Here is an 18,806-nt window from a genome sequence, read left to right as displayed (position 1 = left end):
TGCCCCTGTGCGGGGCGGCAGTCACTTTCTTTGCTGCTGCAAAGAAAGTAACCAAAGAAACAGCTATCCCCATCCAAAGTACTTCACACCGGCCCCGGCACAGAAGATTGCACGTGGTTCGGCAGTAGCGAGTGCCCTCACAGGCCTAACCGGGCTTGGATCGCGCACGGTCTGTCTCATCGCGCCGCATGACTAATCGGTAAGGCGCCAAATAGCTCGGTCCCGCTTCGCGGCCGACCGGTCCATCGGGGATGCGTGCGCTTCCTTATTAATGCTTCTATCTCACTGTATCCGTCTTTCGCCGGATCCCGTGTTCGTGTCGGTCTATTGGCACTGCCCCTGTGCGGGGCGGCAGTCACTTTCTTTGCTGCTGCAAAGAAAGTAACCAAAGAAACAGCTATCCCCATCCAAAGTACTTCATGCCGGCCCCGGCACAGAAGCACTCTCGTGGTCCGGCAGTAGCGAGTGCCCTCGTAGGCCTCACCGGGCTTGGATCGCGCACGGTCTGTCACATCGCACCACTCAACTGACTGGTAAGGCGCCAAATAGCTCCGGCCCGCTTCGCGGCCGACCGGTCCATCGGGTCGGCACACACTTCCTTGCTAACGCTTCTATCTCACTGCATTCGCCCACCGGCGGTTTCCCTTGCAAACCCAACGGCAGCGCGTAGCGCTGTGCCGAAGCTATTTGGTGCTGAACCAGCGCCCTCAAGGTTCTAGCTTGTCAGACCGTGCGCGGTCCACGCCCGGTATGGCCTATGAGGGCACTCGCTACTGCCGGACCACGAGACTGCTTCTGTGCCGCGGCCGGCTGGAAGTACTTTGGATGGGGATAGCTGTTTCTTTGGTTACTTTCTTTGCAGCAGCAAAGAAAGTGACTGCCGCCCCGCACAGGGGCAACGCTAATAGACCGACACGAAAACAGGATTTCATAGAAGAAGCGAGGACCAACCACAGCCCCCTAAACCTAAACCTAAACCTAAACCACCCCACTCCCCTCCAACATCCCCCCAAACGCCTCCGCCGACAACGGCATCGCCAACAAAAACCCCTGCATCTCATCGCACATCATGTCCTGCAGCCGATCGAGCTGCGACCCAGTCTCGACCCCTTCCGCGACGACATCCATATCCAGCGAATGCGCGAGCGCGATGATCGCCGACACGATCGCCCGCCCTTCCTGTCCATTCTCGTCGAGCCCATTCGTGAAGAACCTGTCGATCTTCAACTGCTTCGCGCGAAAGCGCTGCAAGTACGCGAGACTCGAATACCCCGTGCCGAAATCGTCGATCGCGATCTCGAAGCCATTCTCCTGAAACACGCGAATCATCTCGATGGTGCGCGGCGCATCCTGCATCGCCACCGTCTCGGTGATCTCGAACATGATCTGCTCGCTCGCCACGCGCTCTTCGCGCAAAATCGCCATGATGTTCGCAACGAGATCCGCCTCGCTCATCTGCCGCGGCGACAGATTGATCGCCACCTTCACCGGCGGACGCCCTTCCTCGCGCCAGCGCGCAAGATGCCGGCACGTCTCGCGCACGACCCAATAGCCGATCTGCACGATCTGCCCCGAACGCTCCGCGATCGGGATGAATTCGAGCGGCGTCAGCGTGCCGATCTCCGGATGATCCAGCCGGATGAGCGCCTCGGCACCTGCCAGCTCGCCGCTCTTGCCGCGAAACTTCGGCTGGAAGAGCAGATAGAAATGACCGCCGTTCAGCGCCTCGTGCAACGCCTGCTGAATCTGCAAGGTCCGCACGGCCGCCTCGTTCATGCTCGCCTCGAAGAAGCGGTACGTGCTGCGCCCGCCGCGCTTCGCCTCGTACATCGCGACATCTGCATGCTTGAGCAGCGACTCGACACTATCGCCGTCCTGCGGATACAGCGCGATGCCGATGCTCGGCATCACCTGCAACGGATGCTTTCCCGCGAGCAGGCCTTTCCTCATCATGTCGAGAATGCGCTCGGCCATCTTCTCGGCGTCGGTCGGCGCATGCAGGTTCTCCAACATCACGACGAACTCGTCGCCGCCCAGTCGCGCGACCGTGTCGCCGCCGCGCACGCATTCCTGCAAGCGCCGCGCGAACGCCTTCAGCACTTCGTCGCCGACGGTATGGCCCAGCGAATCGTTGATGGTCTTGAAACCGTCGAGGTCCATGAAGAGAATCGCGAAGCGGCTGCCGCTCTGCTTCGCGCCGCGGATCGCGCGCTCGATGCGCTCGTTCATCGTGCGGCGGTTCGGCAAGTCCGTGAGCGTGTCGAAGGTCGCCATGCGCACGATCTGTCCGTTCAGGCGCGTCACGGAACCGGCGAGCAACGCGGTGCGCGCGTCGAAGCGCGACAGCACGAGCGTGATGATCAGAATCGCCAGCGTGAAGAGCACGACGGTGGTCGCGAGCCAGCGCGCATCGACGTCGTTCGCCGCGCCGCAAATCGCGCCCGGCAGAAAGTTCGCCGCCGCGTTGCCCGTGTAGTGCATGCCGGTGATCGCGATGCCCATCACGAACGCCGCCGCCGTACGCTTCGCGAGCACGTTCTTCTGCCTCGCATCGGAGAGCATGTGCGCGATCCACAGCGCCGCGCCCGATGCGATCACCGCAATCGCGATCGACGCAGCGAAGAGGCGCGGATCATATTCGATCGCCGGATTCATGCGCATGGCGGCATCGCCGGTATAGTGCATCGCCGCGATGCCCGCGCCCATCAGCACGCTGCTCGCGATGAGACGCGCCGCCGTCAGCCGCCTGCTCGTGATGACATGCAGCGCGAAAAACGACACGAGCACCGCGATGCCGAGCGAACCCGCGGTGATCTTCAGGTCATAGCCGAGCGGAATCGGCAGCTCGAAAGCGAGCACGCCGATGAAATGCATCGACCAGATGCCGATGCCCATCGACGCCGCTCCGCCCGCGAGCCAGGCGTGCCGCACGCGCGATTGCGAGAGCATGGCGATGCGGCCCGAAATATCGAGCGCGGTATAGGAAGCGAGCGTCGCGACGACGAGCGATGCCGCGACCAGCCATAAGTTGTAAGTGCCATGCATAGTGCGGGTCAGCCGGAGACTCGTGTGCGTGGGCGTCTTATCGGCTCACGACCACGAATCTTTAGGCTCGCGCGCGCGATTATTCGCGGGCCGCTGTGCGCACCGGTCAAAGTTGCGGATCGAGCAGCGCGACGACGCGCTCCAGCATCTTTTCGACGAGCGGACGGCGGCGCCAGTCATCGAGCGTGATGCGTTTCGCGTGCGCGACGTCGTCATCGAAAATCGCCGTCTGCCGGCGCGCGAAATCGCGATCGTAGATGTTGAGATTGGCTTCGTCGTTGAGCTTGAACGAGCGGTTGTCGAAGTTGGTCGATCCCACCGACACGAGATACTCGTCGACGACGATGAGCTTGCAGTGGAACATCGTCGGCTGATACTCGTACATCTCGACGCCCGCCGCGAGCAGATCGCCCCAGCATGCGCGCGAGGCCTCGCGCACCGTATGCGTGTCGATGCGCTTGCCCGGCGTGATGATGCGCACCCTGACACCGCGCCTCGCCGCTTCCACGATCGCGTTGATCGTCAGCTTGTCCGGCACGAAATACGCGCTCGACAAGTGAATCGAGCTCGTCGCGGCGGTGATCGCCATCAGATACATGAGCTGCATGTCGTCGCTGCCGCCCGAAGGCGAGCTGCTGAACATGTGCGCGAAGCCGTCACCCGCGTCTTCGAGGTCCGGAAAATAGTCCGGGCCGTGCAGCACGTTGCCCGTCGCCTTGATCCAGTTGTCCATGAAGACGGCCTGCATCTGGCCGACCGCCGGACCTTCGAGGCGAAAATGCGTGTCGCGCCAGTGCTTCTCGTCCTGCGCGTGCCCGGTCCATTCCTCGGCGATGCCCACGCCGCCCGTGAACCCGACGCGCCCGTCGATCACGAGCAGCTTGCGGTGCGTGCGATCGTTCATGCGCCCGAGCCCAGTCCAGTGCGGCTTGTGATACTGGATGACTTCCGCGCCCGCGTCGCGCAGCATGCGCAGGTAGCGCTTGTCCATCTTCGACGAGCCGACCCAGTCGAGCAGCACGTGCACCGCGACTCCTGCGTGCGCCTTGTCCGACAATGCACGCGCGATGTCCTCGCCGATCGCGCCGGACCAGTAGATGAAGGTCTCGAACGTGATCGTCTTTTGCGCCGAGCGGATGCCTTCGAGCATCGACGGAAAGATCTCGTCGCCGTTCACGAGCACCTCGAAGCGGTTGCCCCCGATGACCGGCGGCCCGAGCAGCAGGCCCATCGAGCGGATGAACTGCGGGTCGTCGCTCGCGTACAGCCGTTCGATCTTGTGCTCGATCTTTTTCTCGCCGCTCGTCAGATTCGCGATCACCAGCACGACGACGAGCGTCACGACAATCGTCAGGGCAATCAAAGCAATCGTCGGCATGCGCGGGCCTCGCGAAGCGAACATCCGTCCGGACCCGTTAGTTTAAGCAGGTTCCGGACCGCGCATCGCCGGACCGCGTTCAGCTCTTCGCGGGCATCCAGCCCTGCTCCTGGCCGAGCTTCGCGATCTGCTTCGCGATGGAATCGCCGAGGCGCTTCTCATCGGACGATACATCGGCATGCTTCGTCTCCGATGCCGCGTGCAGCCCGCCCGACACCGCGAGCGAACTCGCCACGTGGCCCGCCGCCGCGCCGACGCCCGCCATTTCCGCGACGCCCGGCATGTGACCGCTGTCGGCTTTCGCGTCGAACTGTTCGAGCAGTTGCGGCGCGCCGTGCGCGGGCTTGAAGACGAGTTGCACCGTCGCGCCGACCTTGCTTTCGCCCGCGCCGAGGCCGATCAGCATGCGGCGGCGGCGATTGCCCGCGTCGATCGTATTGATGCTGCCTTCGACGACGAGCACGTTCTGGTCTTGCGGCGGCGGCACATCGGCGCGGACCGCGCGCAGGCCCATCGACTGGAGCTTGGCGACGATCTCGTTCGCGACTTCCTCGCGCGCGGCGATCGCGTCCTGCGTCTCTTTCTGCGCCTGCGAGTCGCCGGAGAGCGCGGAGCCGATCTTCGAGATCATGCCGTGATTGTCGAGCTTGACGTCGCTCGCGTCGCTGGCGAAGGCATAGACATAGATGGTGTCGGGGCGCATGGCGGGCGTCGCGGCGACGGTCTGCACAGACTGGCCGCCGTACTGGTTGTACTGGCTTGCGGCTTGCGCGGGATTGCTCGCGCAGACCGTCAGCAGCGCCGTGCCGACGACGACACCGGCCAGCGCCGCGCTGCGCGCCTTCTTGAGCATTGCATTGAGCGACGAGAATTTGATCGGGCTGTTCATGTTGCATCTCCGTGCCGGCCGCGCCGGGAATCGTGTTGGATGGATGCGTGATACGTCTCTCGTTTCTCTCTGCTGCTTCGTTTCGATCACGCTGGCGCAACTATGAGCGACGCCCTCCGCCGAGGCCATCGAACATTTATGTCGCGGGGTTTCATCGTCCCGAGCGCCTTGTCGGACGCGGCTTTCAGCCGATTCGACACGCGCCGCGCGAGCCTCGTTTCTGCAGGCTTCACCGGCTTCTGCTTAACTTCGGATCGACGCATCGTGCAATTCGCGGTGCATCCCGTCACACATTCCACAGGAGCCAATATGGATCTCAAGATCGCCGGCAAGCTCGCACTCGTATCCGGATCGACGAAGGGCATCGGCCACGCCATCGCGGTGGCGCTCGCGCGCGAGGGTGCGCGCGTGATCGTCAACGGCCGCTCGCAGGCATCCGTCGATGCGGCGCTCGCGAAGCTGCGCGAGCTCGCACCGAACGCGCAGGCCGAAGGCTTCGCCGGCGACGTCTCCGATGCCGCGCAAGTCGCCGAACTGGTGAAGCGTTTTCCGCACGTCGATATTCTCGTCAACAACATGGGCATCTTCGATCCGAAGCCGTTCGAGGAGATTCCAGACGAGGAATGGCTGCGCTTTTTCAACGCGAACGTCATGTCGGGCGTGCGGCTGTCGCGCGCGTATCTGCCGAAGATGAAGGAGAAGAACTGGGGCCGCGTCGTGTTCATCAGCAGCGAGAGCGGCATCCAGATTCCGGTCGAGATGATTCACTACGGCATGACGAAATCGGCGCAGATTTCGCTCGCGCGCGGACTCGCCGAGACTTGCGCGGGCACCGGCGTCACGGTCAATTCGGTGCTCCCCGGACCGACGAGTTCCGAAGGCGTCACCGATTTCGTCGAGAAGCTCTCGGGCGGCAAGAGCTTCCAGGAGTTCGAAAAGCAGTTCTTCGAGGAAGCGCGCCCGACCTCGATTCTCAAGCGCTTCATCACGCCGGAGGAAATCGCCAGCACGGTCGCGTATGTGTGCTCGGAGTTGTCGTCGGCGACGAACGGCGCGGCCTTGCGCGCGGACGGCGGCGTCGTGCGCGCGGCGTTCTGAGCTTCCGGGCGCGCGACGTTATTGCGAAGTCATCGCGACTTCATTGCGACGGCGACGCGAGCTCGCGCGCCTGTTCCAGCGCCGCGACGATGGCCGCGACGGTTCGCTCGCGCGCGGCTTCGTCGTTCTGCCGCAGCGCATACGACGGGTGATACGTCGCGACGACGAGTTTGTCCCGATACGGCACCACGCGCCCGACATGCGCCGACAACGTCGCGCGCCGGCCGAAAAGCGCGTTGAGCGCCGTCGCGCCGAGCGTGACGATCACGCGCGCGCCGATGTCATGCAATTCCTGTTCGAGCCAGTACGAACACGCTTCGATTTCCTGCTGCGCGGGCGTCTTGTGCAGACGCCGCTTGCCGCGCGGCTCCCATTTGAAATGCTTCACCGCGTTGGTCAGAAAGACCTGTTCGCGCGGCACGCCGGCGCGTTGCATCGCGTCGTCGAGCAACTGGCCCGCCGGACCGACGAACGGCTCGCCCTTCAAATCCTCCTGATCGCCGGGCTGTTCGCCGAGCAGCATGATGCGCGCGCCGGACGGACCCGCGCCGCGTACCGCCTGCGTCGCGTTGCGCCACAGATCGCAGCGGCGGCAGGCGTCGAGCGACGTGGGCGCATCGCGTTCGGGTTGCGCATCGAGGGCATCGACCTGAACCGATTTGCCGCCGAGCGCGCCGACGCTCTGCGCCTGCGCGACGCGCCGCGCGCCGCCGCGCGCATCGCTCACGAGCGTGGGAATCAGCGCGCCTTCGGGCAGGCCCTTCCAGAAACGCACCGGCATGTGCTGCTCGAGCGCCGATTCGTTCAGACGCGCGGGATTGAAGATGCTGCGGTAATAGGTCATCCACAGGGCTTCGGCGGCATCGGGCGCGTCCGCAGCATGGTCCGACGCGACCGCGCGGCGGCGCTCCAGCTGCAGGCGCTCGCCGTCGAACATCGCGGCGCCGTCGGGTGTCGCGATGAGCCATGTCGAGCGTCCCATGCGCGCCGCGAAATGCGCCGCGCCCCACGCGAGCACGTCGTGATCGGGTTCGTACCACGCGACATATTCGGGCGCGCCGAGCGCCGCGTCGCGCTGACGAAAGCGCACGTACGCGATCATGTCGTGCTGCGCGCGGCGCACCGCCTTCGCCATCTTGTAGAGCCGCGCGCCGTCTTCATCGGCGGGCGATGCTGCCGACCGGTCGCCCGCCGCCCAGCGCCATAGCACGCGATAGAGAAAGTTCCAGCGGCGCGCGTCGCGGCAATGCGCAGCGTCTTTCAAGAGCGCGGCGAGTTCCCGCGATACGCGGATCGGCGGCGCGCCGGTCGAATGCACCGACGGCGCGGATTCGTTGAACAACGCAGGCTCCGCTTGCGACGTGCGCCAGTCGACCATTTCGGGCGCGAGCCCTTGCGCGAGCGCCTCGAGCGCGGCGGCGCGCCAGGCGTCGAAATCGTCGTCGATGGTGATGACGCGCATCAGATCAGCGAGAGCTGCACCGGACCGGTGGCGAGCGCGCGCCGCAGATTTTCCGAAGGCGCTTCGGCGAGCGGCGGCCGGTAATCCTCCGTGACGACGAATGGCTTCACCTTGTCCATGGCGCAGCGCAGCCGCACGAGATCGTGATAGCGCACGCGCCGCGCGCGCCGCAACTCGACGATGCGCTTCGCGTTGCGCATGCCGATGCCCGGCACACGCGCGATCATGCGCGCGGGCGCTGCATTCAGGTCGACGGGAAAGCGTTCGCGATGCGCGAGCGCCCACGCGAGCTTCGGATCGACATCGAGCGGGAGATTGCCGGCATCGCCGAGAAGTTCGGCGGCGGCGAACCCGTAGCCGCGCATCAGAAAGTCCGCCTGATACAAACGATGTTCGCGCAACAGCGGCGGCGCCTGCGACGGCACGCCCGACGGGCTGTCGGGAATGGGGCTGAACGCCGAGTAATAGACGCGCTTCAGCTGATACGAGCCGTAGAGCGTTTCGGCGGTGCCGAGGATGGTGCGGTCGTCCGTTTCGTCGGCGCCGACGATCATCTGCGTGCTCTGCCCCGCCGGCGCGAAACGCGGCGCGCGCGGCTCGGCTTCGGATTCCTCGCGCGCCACGCGGATGTTGCCCATCGCCAGCTTGATCGTGCGGCCGCTTTTTTCCGGCGCGAGCCGCTCGAGGCTGATTTCCGTCGGCAGCTCGATGTTCACGCTGAGGCGGTCGGCATGGCGCCCCGCCTGCGCGATGAGTTCGGGATCGGCATCGGGAATCGTCTTCAGGTGTATGTAGCCGCGAAACTGATGCTTCTCGCGCAACGTCTTCGCGACCAGCACGAGCTGCTCCATCGTGTAGTTCGACGAACGAATCACGCCGGAGCTGAGAAACAGGCCGTCAATGTAATTGCGGCGGTAAAAATCCAGCGTGAGGCTGACGACTTCATCGGGTGTGAAACGCGCACGCGGCACATTGCTGGACCGGCGGTTGATGCAGTAGCGGCAGTCGTACAGACAAAAATTGGTCAGCAGGATCTTGAGCAGCGAGACGCAGCGGCCATCGGGCGTGAAGCTGTGGCAGATGCCCGAACCGGTGCTGGCGCCGAGACCGTCTATGCCGCGCGACTCGCGCCGGGGCGCGCCGCCGCTCGCGCACGACGCGTCGTACTTGGCGGCATCTGCGAGAATTTCGAGCTTTTCGGAGAGATCCATCTTGCATATGATACTGTATGTTTATACAGTATCCCACGTGGGTTGCGGAGTCAAACACAAATGTCCATGACAGAACGTTTGCTTAGCCTCTCGCATGCTTCGCGCCTGGCCCAATACTTCATTCATCGGAGAGCCCTATGCGATTCGACTACAAGACGTTCCACATCGATTGCACCGCGCATCACGATCAGGACGGAAGTTACTACGCACACGCAAAGATCACGCGTTCGCCAGAAGAGCACGGCGGGCACATGGAAGTCTTCGAATCGGGCGAGCTCGATTCCTTCACGAGCGAATCGGATGCCGTGCATTGCGCGCGGGCGTGGGCTATCGAATGGTGTGACGAGGCGTTGGCCTGACGCTCGCGCTTCTTCCCGTAACACGGTCTGAGGTGGAACCGGTGCGCGCGCCATCTCGCGCGGCACGGCGATTGCGGAAGAAACTCCGCGACGCCGCAGCATCGTGCGAGGCGGCGCGCATCAAGACCATCGATCAACGGGAGGACACCATGAAGAACGCGAAGAGAAGTCTGCTTGTTTCGGCAATGATCCTGGGCCTGTCCGGCGCGGCGTTCGCGCAAGGCGCGGGCGGCGGAGCCGGTGGTGGCGCGGGTGGCGGCACGGCGGGCGGCAATGGCGCGGGTCAGGGCGGCACGGGCATGAGCACGCCAAACAGCAACGGCGTGACGGGTACGACCTCGGGCGCATCGGGGGCGAACACCATGGGCTCGTCGCAAAGCAGCAAGATGCACAAGAACAAGAAGAGCAGTTCGGACTCGGGTACTTCGAGCGGCGGCGCGTCCAAGTCGTACTAAGTCCACGTCGTCATCGCGCGCTCGGGCTTCGCGCAAGCCCGGGCGTGTCGTCATCTTTCATCGGCGCACCATCCGAATGCCTGGCCGCCGTCTGCGCTCCCCCTCCAAAGCATCCCTGCGAGATAGGGATTTCTCGCTCTTTCCCCTTACCGTAACTTAGCTCCTGAGCGCTATCCGTCGCGCCTGGCGTGGCTTTCATTGCCGCGTCGAGCAAAGCATGTTCCGGCCTTTGAGCCGCTGCGCTCGATCCCGTCCATCGACAAGGCAAGGAGTCCGAGAATCGCGTTCCCGGCTGCTTGTGCAATCGTTTCAAGGAGCTGGAACATGAAGCAGACACTCAATCCGAAACTCATCGCGATGATGGCCGCCAGCGCGCTCGTGGCCACCGTCGCCGGCGTCGGCGGTGCCCACGCGCAAGGCATGCCCGCGGACGCGCAGCAACTCGTGCAGACGATGCGCCCGATGTATATGTCGCAGGACACGCAGGATCAGACGCAAAGCGCCGCAATGCCCGCCGCGCAAGCCGACGAATCCGCGTACGGTGGCATGGCAGCCGGCGCGAGCGCATCCGCAAGCGGCCGTCGCCAGGGCGGCTGCGGCGACGCGCCCCGCTGCGACATCTTCTTCGGTCAATGACCGAATGAAGGCTCGACGTCGCGGGCGAGTGTCATCATCGTCCGCGACACATCACTCGATGCGAGTCGTCCATGCGAATGTCGCGATGACCGACTCGCCCGCCTTCAGCACCGCGCCGCCTTTCAGCGCGCGATCCACATTCAGATTCACCCAGTCCGCTACGTTGCTCACCGGTTCCACGCAGAGCAGATCGGGATGCGACGCGGGCGCGTAGACCACCATATGATCGAAAGGCGAGTCGGCGTGCAGCGTGATCGCGCGGCGTTCGTCCGGCCAGGCGATCGTCGCCGTGTGCGACCAGCCGGCGAAGTTGTTGTCGAGATCGAAAGCATCGGCGGACAGGCCTTCGCGCGATGCCATCGCGTCGACGCACGGATGCGGTCCCGCATGCGTCGGCAGCAGATCGGGCGAGCAATGCCACATCGCATCGACGCGCGCATGCACGCGCGTATTTCGCGTGCGCGGATAGTATGGGTGATGCCCCATGCCGAACGGCATCGGCCGATCGGACAGATTGCGCGCGGACATCGTGACGGTTAGCGTGTGTGCATCGAGCGCGATGTCCTGCGTCGCTTCGTAGGCGAACGGCCAGTGATGCGCGGCTTCGCGCGAAGGCTCGTGCAGAAGATGCAAGCGCGCCCGCGATGCCGACACTTCCTCCACGCGCCAGGGCAGGCGCCACGCATTGCCGTGCAGCGCGTGCGGAAACGCATTTCCATCGCCGGAAAGATCGATGATCGCGCCTTCGAACATGAAGCGCGCATCGCGGATGCGGTTGCAATACGGCAAGAGCGGAAAGCTCGCCATGCCGAGCGGATCGCGTGCGGCGAGCGCGGCGGGCGTCGCGGGACGGAGCCAGTCGATGGAACGTCCATCGCGCGTTTCGTCGAAAGCTGCGATGGCACCGCCCACTTCGGGCGCCAGCAGCACGCGCCGCGCGCCATGACGCAGTTCGACCCGCGTAGCGGAAGCCGCGGCGCTCAATATGCGAACTGCCGGTAGCTTTCGTCGAACGTGCGCGCCGTCTTCTCGACCAGCGGATTGAAGCGCAGCAGACGCCGCGCCCGCGGAGGCAATGCGGCGAACACGTCGCGCGGCACGTCGATATGCACCTCGGGCCGGAAATACCAGGCGCGGCTGTAGCCGATCACGACCATCGGACGCGGCTCGCCGGCCAGATTCGGCGTGCCCCGATGCAGGCCGCGCACGTCGCGGATCATCACATCGCCGACTTTCATCGGCACGCGCTCGGCGGCGAAGCGCCCTGCCTGCAAGCCCTCGAGCGCTTCTTCGCGCGACAGGCGATGCGTGCGGCGCGTGGTTTCGAGCGGTCCGTTGCGGTCATCGACATCGACGAGCGGAAAGTTCACCGCGAGCTGGAACGATGGCGTTTCGGGCGCGTCGTCGAAGAGCGGCGGCGTGTCGCGATGCCAGTCCTGATACTCGGAGCCGAGCACGGGCGTATCGGTGGCGAGCTGGCACATCACCGGATCGCGCCCGGCCACGCGCTCCACGATACCGACGATGTCGTCATCGCACATGACCGATGGATCGGCGAACTCACCTTCGAACGGCAGCGTGACGTAATAGCGCCCCGGTCCACGATTGCCGTTTGAGGACGCTTCACGCGCTGCCTCCACATGCGGTTTCAACAGCGGCTCGAACGCTGCGCGCCAGGCTTCGATGACCGCGCGCGGAAAGTGATCGCGCAGCAGGACGAAGCCATCCCGTTCGAACGTCTCGGCGAGCGCGTCGCGCGTGCTCTCGTCGTACTTGCTCATGCGCCGTCTCCTCGTTGCGAGTGCGAAGAGAATCGCACGCGTGTAATCGATCCGTCAATATTATTAGTAATAACCAGTGAAAACCCTAGATCAAAATGACGAATAAAAGCGTGCTTTCCGCGTCGTTCATCACTAATATTAATGGCAAGTTTTCCCGGCCCGCGACGCATCGTCCGCGCAGAGTCCAGCCGCACGACGCGGCACGCACAATGAAAAAATCCACGCAACGCCGCCCGACGATGACCGACATCGCGAAGCTCACCGGAGTCTCGCAATCGACGGTTTCGCTCGTGCTGAACAACGCCAGCGGCGCGAAGTTCTCCGACACCACACGCGACAAGGTGCTGCGCGCCGCGCAGGAACTCGGCTATCGCATGACGCAGCGCGAGCCGGTCGCGGCGCTCGAAAGCCAGGGCGAGCTCAATCTGATCGTCTATCTGGCCGATGAAATATCGACGAGCCCGCATCCGGTCGTGAGCATCGACGGCGCACGCGATGCCGCGTTCGCGAACGGCCGCATGCTGGCTGTCTACTCGACGCACGGCAATGCGGAGATCGAAGCGCGCGTGCTCGATGCGACGCTCGGCAACCCGAACGTGCTCGGCGTGATCTACGCGACCGTCTACACACGCCGCGTCACGCTGCCCGACGCGTTGGCCAAGGTGCCGACCGTGCTGCTCAACTGCTATTCGAACGAGGTGAACGTGTCGTCGGTCGTGCCGGCGGAAGTCGCGGGCGGGCACACCGCAACGGATCACCTGCTGGCGGCGGGACACAGACGCATCGGCTATATCAACGGCGAGCCCTGGCAGGACGCGGCGCGCGATCGTCTGAAGGGTTATCGCACGGCGCTCGCCACGGCGGACCTGCCGTTCGCGCCGGAACTCGTGCGCGAAGGCGACTGGAGTCCCGACACTGGCTTCGAGCACACGCTTTCGCTGATGCGCGAGCCGAATCCGCCGACGGCGATCTTCTGCGCGAACGATCTGATGGCGCTCGGCGCGATCGAAGCGCTGAAGCAACTCGGCCTGCGCGTGCCCGACGACGTCTCCGTGCTCGGCTACGACGATCAGGAAATCGCGCGGCACACGCATCCGCCGCTTTCCACGGTGGTGCTGCCGAACTATGAACTCGGCCGCTGGGCGGTGGAGACGCTCCTGCAGGAAGAACAGAACCGCGCGGCGGGCGCGCCAGTGCGACGACGCACCGTGAAGCTCGATGGACCGTTGATCGAGCGCGGCTCGGTCAGGACCATCAACGAAACGAAGCAGCTCGCCATTAATAATATTAACGATTGACCATTAATAAAACGCGATGAAATAATCGCCGAAGTCGCAGCACGCATGACCACTCTCGCAGCAGGCAGACCGGGCATCACAAGCATCGGCACTACTAGAAAAAGGCAAACCATCCTTTGGAGGAAGACATGCTGTCGCTAGAGAAGAAATCGCGTCTGGGCCCGCGCCCGCTCGCTGCCGCACTCACCGCCCTCACGCTCGCGGCCGGTTTCACCGCCGCCCACGCCGCCGAAGACGGCCTGCCGAAGATTCCAACCAAGAAACCGTTGAAGGTCGGCTTCGCGCAGACCGAGAGCAACAACCCGTGGCGTCTCGCCGAAACGAAAAGCTTCAAGGACATCGCGGCGAAATGCGGCTGGCAGATGGTCATGACCGACGCCAACAGCTCGGCGGCCAAGCAGGTCTCGGACATCCAGAGCATGATCGCGCAACACGTCGACCTGCTCGTGTTCCCGCCGCGCGAGGAGAAGCCGCTCGTGCCCGTCGTGATGCAGGCGAAGAAAGCGGGCATTCCGGTGATTCTCGTCGACCGCAATATCGATCAGTCGATGGCGAAGGCGGGCAAGGACTACATCACGTTCATCGGCTCGGACTTCATCGATCAGGGACACCGCGCCGCCGACTGGCTCGTGAAGGCGACCAACGGCAAGGCGACGATCATCGAACTGGAAGGCTCGACGGGTGCGTCCGCCGCGAACGATCGCAAGAAGGGCTTCGACGAAGTCATCGCGAAGAATCCCGGCATGAAGATCGTCGCATCGCAAAGCGGCGATTTCGCGCGCGACAAGGGCCGTCAGGTGATGGAAACGCTGTTGCAGGCGCATCCCGACGTGACCGCCGTCTACGCGCACAACGACGAAATGGCGCTCGGCGCGATTGCCGCGATCAAGGCGGCAGGCAAGCAGCCGGGCAAGGACATCGTCCTCGTGACGATCGACGGCACCAAGGGCGGGCTCGAAGCGATCAAGGCGGGCGAACTCGGCGCGAGCGTGCAGTCGAGCCCGTTCTTCGGCCCGCTCGCCTGCGATGTCGCGCAGAAGTACGCGAAGGGCAAGACCGTTCCGCCGTGGGTCAAGGTATCGGACCGCTTCTACGACAAGAGCAACGTCGACGCGAGCATGCAGTACGGGTACTGATCGAAGTGTGTGTGTCTTGCGGGCGCCGGATGGACGGCGCTCGCTTTTTCATTTCGACGGACCTACGGCATGGCTCAGACTCCCCTTCTCGACATGCAGGACATCGACATCGCGTTCGGCGGTGTTGCTGCTTTGAAACGCGCGCGCCTGACCGTCGCGGCGGGCGAAGTGCATGCGCTCATCGGCCAGAACGGCGCGGGCAAGTCCACGCTCATCAAGATTCTCACCGGGGCGTATCGCAAGACCGCGGGCACGATTCGCTTCGATGGCCGCGAGGTCGATTTCCGCATGCCGAAGGATGCGCGCGCGGCGGGCATCAGCACGATCTATCAGGAGATCAATCTCGTGCCGTTCCGCTCGGTCGCGGAGAACATCTTTCTCGGACGCGAGCCGCGCCGCTTCGGTCTCATCGACTGGAAGACGGTGCAGCAGCGCGCATCCGATCTGCTCGAATCCCTCGGATTGCATATCGATGTGAAGAAGCCCGTGCGCGAGTATTCGACCGCGATTCAGCAGATGGTCGCGCTTGCGCGCGCCGTTTCGTCGGATGCGAAGATGGTCATCATGGACGAATCGACGTCCTCGCTCGACGAGCGTGAAGTCGAGTTGCTCTTCACCGTCGTGCGTCGTCTGCGCGACGATGGGCGCGCGGTGATCTTCGTATCGCATCGGCTCGATGAACTCTATGCGCTGTGCGATCGCGTCACCATCATGCGAGATGGTCAAACCGTCGCCGAAAGCACGCTGCGGGAGATGGACAAGCTGAAGCTCGTCACGACGATGCTCGGCCGCACGCTCGCCGCCGTCGTGCACGAAGACAGCGCCGTGAAGGAAGCGAATCTCGCAAAGCGCGGGCCTGTCGCGCTCTCCGCGCAGGGGCTCGCTGCCGGCGCGAAAGTCACCGACGTCTCGCTCGATGTGCATGCGGGCGAAGCCGTCGGCCTCGCGGGCCTGCTCGGTTCGGGACGCACGGAAACGATGCGTCTGCTCTTCGGCGCGGACCGTCCCGCTAAAGGCACGCTTGCCGTCGGCGGCGAAAGCGCAAACTTCAGATCGCCGAAGGACGCGATCGCACGCGGCGTCGCGTATCTGACCGAGGATCGCAAGGCCGAAGGCATCGTGCCGGAGTTATCCGTGCGCGACAACCTCACGCTCGTATGCCTTCCCGCGTTGACGAAGCGCGGCGTCGTCGATGTCGCGAAGCAGAAGGAAATCGTCGATGGCTTCATCGAATCGCTCGGCATCAAGCTGCGCTCGCCGGATCAGCCGATACGCGAGCTATCGGGCGGCAATCAGCAGAAGGTGCTGCTCGCGCGCTGGCTCGCGACGCACCCTCGCCTCCTGCTGCTCGATGAGCCCACGCGTGGCATCGACGTGGGCGCTAAAGCCGATGTCGCGAAGATCGTGCGCGAATTGCGCGATGCGGGGCTTGCGGTGCTGCTGTCCGCATCGGAACTGGAAGAGCTGACGGCGGTAGCCGATCGCGCGGTCGTGATCCGCGATGGCGAAACGGTCGCGCAACTCGACGGCGCGCAGATGAACGAGGCATCGATCATGGACGCGATCGCGTACGGCGCGGGAGAGCAATCGACGTTGATCGAAGCAGTCGAATCGACGGCGCGAGGAAGCGAATGATGATCGACAAGACGCAACCCGCCGCCTCCCTGACGCAGACGCCGCCCGCGAAAAAGAAGCGCGGCGTCGCGATTCAGCGCGAGATTGCCGTGCTGCTCGCGATGATCGTGTTCAACCTCATCTTCACGCAGCACTTCGTTTCCTTGCAGACGTTCAACGTGAATCTCACGCAGGTGGTGACGATCGTGATCGTCGGCATCGGCATGACGCTCGTCGTCGCGACGGGCGGCATCGACCTGTCCGTGGGCGCATCGATGGCGATTGCCGGTGCGCTCGCGCCGATGCTCTTCATGAACATCGAAGGGCCGCTCGGTATTCTGCTCGCGTTCACGTTGCCGATACTCGCGGCCGCCGCGTGCGGCGTCTTCAACGGCTTTCTGGTGACGCGGCTCAACGTGCAGCCTATCGTCGCGACGCTCGTGCTGTTCATCGCGGGACGCGGCATCGCGCAGGTCGTCACCGATGGCAGTCTGCAGGCGTTCAACAATCCCGCGTTTCAATGGATCGCGCTCGGCAAAGTTGCGGGCGTGCCCTTCCAGACCCTGTTGATGCTCGCGCTGGTCGCGCTCTTCACGTGGATCGTGCGCAAGACGCTCTTCGGCAAATACCTGCTCGTGACGGGCGGCAACGAGGACGCCGCGTATCTCTCCGGCATTCCGACCGCGCGCGTGAAGATGATCGCTTATACCGTGTGCGCGGCGCTCGCGGGACTTGCGGGACTCATATCGATATCGGTGAATTCATCGTCGGATGCGAACGTCGTGGGACTCGGTGTGGAGCTCGATGCGATCGCGGCGGTCGCGGTCGGCGGCACTGCGTTGACGGGCGGCAAGGCGTATATCACGGGCACGCTGATCGGCGCGCTCATCATTCAATTGCTGCGTTATACCTTGCTCGCGCACGGCATTCCGGATGCGGCCGCGCTCGTGCTGAAGGCTGCGATCATCATCGCGGCGGTGTATGTGCAACGCAAGCGAGGCTGACCTGGCATGAAGAAGAACCTGCCCATTCTGATCGCGCTCGTCGCATTGCTCGTGCTTGGCATCACGCGTTACGAGCACTTTCTGTCGGCGTATAACGTGACGTCTTTCTGGCGCTACAACTCGATGTTCGCGCTCGTCTCCGTGGGTATGGCGTTCGTCATCATCACGGGCGGCATCGATCTGTCGGTGGGCGCGGTGGCGGCGCTGGCGAGTGTCGTGTCGGCGCTGGCGAGTCCGCATGGCGCGCTGGCGGGCGTGCTCGCGGGATCGTTCGCGGGGCTCGCGGTCGGCGTGCTGAATGGGCTTGTCATCACGCATATGCGGATTCTGCCGTTCATCGTCACGTTGGCGACGAGCCTCGGCGCGCACGGACTTGCGTTGCTGCTCGGTCATAACGATGCGGTGGCGATATCGTCGGATATGCGCTTCGCCGCGTTCGGACAAGGCGATTTTCTTGGTCTGCCGATTCCGGGCCTCGTATGCACGGCGGTTGCTGTGATCGGATGGATCGCGTTGCGCAGCTCGCGGTTCGGGCGGCATGCGCTCGCTATCGGCGGGAGTGAAGAAGCATCGCGGCTGATGGGGCTGAACGTGGATCGCACGCTGGTCTTCGTTTATGCCGTTTCCGGATTGCTTGCGGGTATCGCAGGGGCGATTCTCGCCGCGCAGTTCGGCGCGGGGCAGCCGAATGAAGGCGTCGGTTGGGAGTTGTTTGCGATTTCGGCTGTTGTGTTGGGAGGGACGCGGCTTACGGGCGGCGATGGGTCCATCGCGATGACGATCGCCGGTGTGGCGTTGCTCGGGCTCGTGTTCAATCTGCTCAACTTCGAGAATGGGCTTGGGTTTATTTCGCTGTCGGCGTATTGGCAGTCCGTGATTCGCGGGTTGTTTTTGTTGCTCGTGATTGTGTTGCAGGCGCGGGTTTTGAATCGGCCGGTCAAGCTTGCGCGTTGAGGGTGCTGGTGCGTTGGGGGTTTCGTTTTTTTGCGCTTCTATGAAATCCTGTTTTCGTGTCGGTCTATTTGTGTTGCCCCTGTGCGGGGCGGCAGTCACTTTCTTTGCTGCTGCAAAGAAAGTAACCAAAGAAAGCAGCTATCCCCAGCCTAAGCACTTCAGGCCGGCCGCGGCACAGAAGATTGCACGTGGTCCGGCAGTAGCGAGTGCCCTCATAGGCCTAAGCGGGCTTGGATCGCGCACGGTCTGTCACATCGCGCCGCATGACTAATCGGTAAGGCGCCAAATAGCTCCGTCCCGCTTCGCGGCCGACCGGTCCATCGGGGATGCGTGCGCTTCCTTATTAATGCTTCTATCTCACTGTAGCTGTCTTTCGCCGGATCCCGTGTTCGTGTCGGTCTATTTGCTCTGCCCCTGTGCGGGGCGGCAGTCACTTTCTTTGCTGCTGCAAAGAAAGTAACCAAAGAAAGCAGCTATCCCCAGCCT

Annotated in this window: 16 protein-coding genes; 9 read left to right on the top strand and 7 right to left on the bottom strand. The window is 63.8% G+C overall.

The genetic code is table 11. From position 1 onward, the window contains the following. Positions 1 to 978: 978 nt before the first annotated feature. From AWB78_RS37990 to AWB78_RS37980, 3 genes are all read right to left on the bottom strand, one after another. Entirely contained in the window at positions 979 to 3,045 is a 2,067-nt protein-coding gene (locus AWB78_RS37990) for a putative bifunctional diguanylate cyclase/phosphodiesterase (RefSeq protein ID WP_062611863.1), read from the bottom strand. 106 nt (positions 3,046 to 3,151) lie between these two features. Beyond that, positions 3,152 to 4,423, bottom strand: coding sequence for a cardiolipin synthase (gene cls, locus AWB78_RS37985; RefSeq protein WP_062611867.1), 1,272 nt, complete (start codon positions 4,421 to 4,423; stop codon positions 3,152 to 3,154). Positions 4,424 to 4,502: 79 nt separating this feature from the next. Next, positions 4,503 to 5,312 (bottom strand): DUF4410 domain-containing protein, encoded by an 810-nt coding sequence (locus AWB78_RS37980; RefSeq protein WP_062611862.1) that lies wholly within the window; start codon positions 5,310 to 5,312, stop codon positions 4,503 to 4,505. Positions 5,313 to 5,621: 309 nt separating this feature from the next. Between AWB78_RS37980 and AWB78_RS37975 the strand changes: the two genes are divergently transcribed. Continuing rightward, positions 5,622 to 6,410, top strand: a complete 789-nt coding sequence (locus tag AWB78_RS37975; RefSeq protein WP_062611866.1) for an SDR family NAD(P)-dependent oxidoreductase — start codon at positions 5,622 to 5,624, stop codon at positions 6,408 to 6,410. Between the two features lie 40 nt (positions 6,411 to 6,450). Here AWB78_RS37975 and AWB78_RS37970 read toward each other — a convergent pair whose 3' ends face one another. Together AWB78_RS37970 and AWB78_RS37965 are read right to left on the bottom strand one after the other, a co-directional pair. Next, positions 6,451 to 7,872 (bottom strand): UdgX family uracil-DNA binding protein, encoded by a 1,422-nt coding sequence (locus AWB78_RS37970; protein WP_062611861.1) that lies wholly within the window; start codon positions 7,870 to 7,872, stop codon positions 6,451 to 6,453. Continuing rightward, the gene (locus AWB78_RS37965) at positions 7,872 to 9,083 is read right to left on the bottom strand and encodes a putative DNA modification/repair radical SAM protein (protein WP_062611860.1); all 1,212 of its coding nucleotides are present in this window, start codon (positions 9,081 to 9,083) and stop codon (positions 7,872 to 7,874) included. The genes AWB78_RS37970 and AWB78_RS37965 overlap by 1 nt, the downstream gene beginning before the upstream one ends. Positions 9,084 to 9,220: 137 nt before the next feature. On the opposite strand from AWB78_RS37965, the gene AWB78_RS37960 reads away from it, so the two are divergent. From AWB78_RS37960 to AWB78_RS37950, 3 genes are all read left to right on the top strand, one after another. Further along, positions 9,221 to 9,442 carry a hypothetical protein gene (locus AWB78_RS37960; protein ID WP_062611859.1) on the top strand — a complete coding sequence of 74 codons (222 nt, stop codon included), beginning with the start codon at positions 9,221 to 9,223 and terminating at the stop codon, positions 9,440 to 9,442. 71 nt (positions 9,443 to 9,513) lie between these two features. Next, positions 9,514 to 9,897: a hypothetical protein gene (locus AWB78_RS37955; RefSeq protein ID WP_062611858.1), complete on the top strand. Its 384-nt coding sequence runs from the start codon at positions 9,514 to 9,516 to the stop codon at positions 9,895 to 9,897. 324 nt (positions 9,898 to 10,221) lie between these two features. Then, positions 10,222 to 10,533 carry a hypothetical protein gene (locus AWB78_RS37950; protein ID WP_232478042.1) on the top strand — a complete coding sequence of 104 codons (312 nt, stop codon included), beginning with the start codon at positions 10,222 to 10,224 and terminating at the stop codon, positions 10,531 to 10,533. A gap of 51 nt (positions 10,534 to 10,584) precedes the next feature. Here AWB78_RS37950 and AWB78_RS37945 read toward each other — a convergent pair whose 3' ends face one another. Next, positions 10,585 to 11,517, bottom strand: coding sequence for an aldose 1-epimerase (locus AWB78_RS37945; RefSeq protein ID WP_062611857.1), 933 nt, complete (start codon positions 11,515 to 11,517; stop codon positions 10,585 to 10,587). After that, the gene (locus AWB78_RS37940; protein WP_062611856.1) at positions 11,514 to 12,314 is read right to left on the bottom strand and encodes a phytanoyl-CoA dioxygenase family protein; all 801 of its coding nucleotides are present in this window, start codon (positions 12,312 to 12,314) and stop codon (positions 11,514 to 11,516) included. The genes AWB78_RS37945 and AWB78_RS37940 overlap by 4 nt, the downstream gene beginning before the upstream one ends. A gap of 209 nt (positions 12,315 to 12,523) precedes the next feature. On the opposite strand from AWB78_RS37940, the gene AWB78_RS37935 reads away from it, so the two are divergent. From AWB78_RS37935 to AWB78_RS37915, 5 genes are all read left to right on the top strand, one after another. Continuing rightward, positions 12,524 to 13,612 carry a LacI family DNA-binding transcriptional regulator gene (locus AWB78_RS37935; protein WP_232478041.1) on the top strand — a complete coding sequence of 363 codons (1,089 nt, stop codon included), beginning with the start codon at positions 12,524 to 12,526 and terminating at the stop codon, positions 13,610 to 13,612. Between the two features lie 128 nt (positions 13,613 to 13,740). Then, complete coding sequence (locus tag AWB78_RS37930; RefSeq protein WP_062611854.1) at positions 13,741 to 14,748, top strand: ABC transporter substrate-binding protein; 1,008 nt, start codon at positions 13,741 to 13,743, stop codon at positions 14,746 to 14,748. 69 nt (positions 14,749 to 14,817) lie between these two features. Continuing rightward, a complete protein-coding gene (locus AWB78_RS37925; RefSeq protein ID WP_062611853.1) occupies positions 14,818 to 16,383 on the top strand; it encodes a sugar ABC transporter ATP-binding protein in 1,566 nt (521 codons plus the stop codon). Beyond that, positions 16,383 to 17,366: an ABC transporter permease gene (locus AWB78_RS37920; RefSeq protein WP_062611864.1), complete on the top strand. Its 984-nt coding sequence runs from the start codon at positions 16,383 to 16,385 to the stop codon at positions 17,364 to 17,366. The genes AWB78_RS37925 and AWB78_RS37920 overlap by 1 nt, the downstream gene beginning before the upstream one ends. A 6-nt stretch (positions 17,367 to 17,372) precedes the next feature. Then, positions 17,373 to 18,320, top strand: coding sequence for an ABC transporter permease (locus AWB78_RS37915; RefSeq protein ID WP_062611852.1), 948 nt, complete (start codon positions 17,373 to 17,375; stop codon positions 18,318 to 18,320). Positions 18,321 to 18,806 lie beyond the last annotated feature (486 nt).

Source organism: Caballeronia calidae (assembly GCF_900044055.2).
Lineage (GTDB): Bacteria > Pseudomonadota > Gammaproteobacteria > Burkholderiales > Burkholderiaceae > Caballeronia > Caballeronia calidae.
Note: the sequence above shows the minus strand (reverse complement) of the source record. Positions and strands in the feature narration are given on the sequence as shown.